This window comes from Actinospica acidithermotolerans (genome assembly GCF_018139625.1).
Taxonomy (GTDB): domain Bacteria; phylum Actinomycetota; class Actinomycetes; order Streptomycetales; family Catenulisporaceae; genus Actinospica; species Actinospica acidithermotolerans.
This window is the reverse complement of sequence record NZ_JAGSOH010000305.1, coordinates 1-805: the sequence shown is the minus strand read 5'-3', so window position 1 is coordinate 805 and position 805 is coordinate 1. Positions and strand designations below refer to the sequence as shown.

The following is an 805-nucleotide window of genomic DNA, read 5'->3' as shown; positions in this document are numbered from 1 at the left end:
GAGTTGGAGACCACGAACAGGGACGAGGCGGCCATGGCGGCGCCGGCGATGAGGGGGTTGAGAAGGCCGAGGGCGGCGAGGGGGAGGGCGGCAAGGTTGTAGGCGAAGGCCCAGAAGAGGTTGCCCTTGATCGTGCCGAGGGTGCTGCGGGCGAGGCGGATGGCATCCACGGCGGCGAACAAGTCGACGCCGGTGCCGTCGTACGCGGTGCGGACGAGGGTGAGGTCGGCTGCCTCGATGGCGGCGTCGGTGCCGGTGCCCATCGACAGGCCGAGGTCGGCGGTCGCGAGGGCGGCCGCGTCGTTGACGCCGTCGCCTGCCATGGCGACGACGCGGCCCGCGGCCTGGAGGGCGGCGACCGCTTCGGCCTTGCCCTCGGGCAGTACGCCGGCGATCACCGACGCGGCGGGGATGCCGATCTGTTCGGCCACGGCGTGCGCGGCGGCCTCGTGGTCACCGGTGAGCAGGATGGGCTCGAGGCCTAGCGCGCGGAGACCCGCGACGGCCTCGCGGGCTCGGGGCTTCACCGCGTCGGCCACGACCAGGATGCCGCGGACTGCTCCGTCCCAGCCGACTGCGACAGGCGTGCGCCCAAGCGCGGCTGCCTCGGCGACGACGGCTTCGAGTTCGGTGGGTAGCGGCAGTGACCACTCCTCGGCGAGGTACGCCGGGCGCCCGACGACGACGGCGTGCCCTTCGACGACCCCGGTCACTCCAAGGCCGGCCGTCGCGTGGAAGTCCGTGACAGGTGGGAGTGGCGAGAGTGGCGGGAGCGGCGAGATTGTGGCGGCGGGGACGTTGGGGT

General features: G+C 73.4%; 1 protein-coding gene. It reads right to left on the bottom strand.

From position 1 onward, the window contains the following. On the bottom strand, positions 1-805 hold an 805-nt coding region (locus KDK95_RS34825; protein ID WP_212522619.1), incomplete at both ends, for an HAD-IC family P-type ATPase.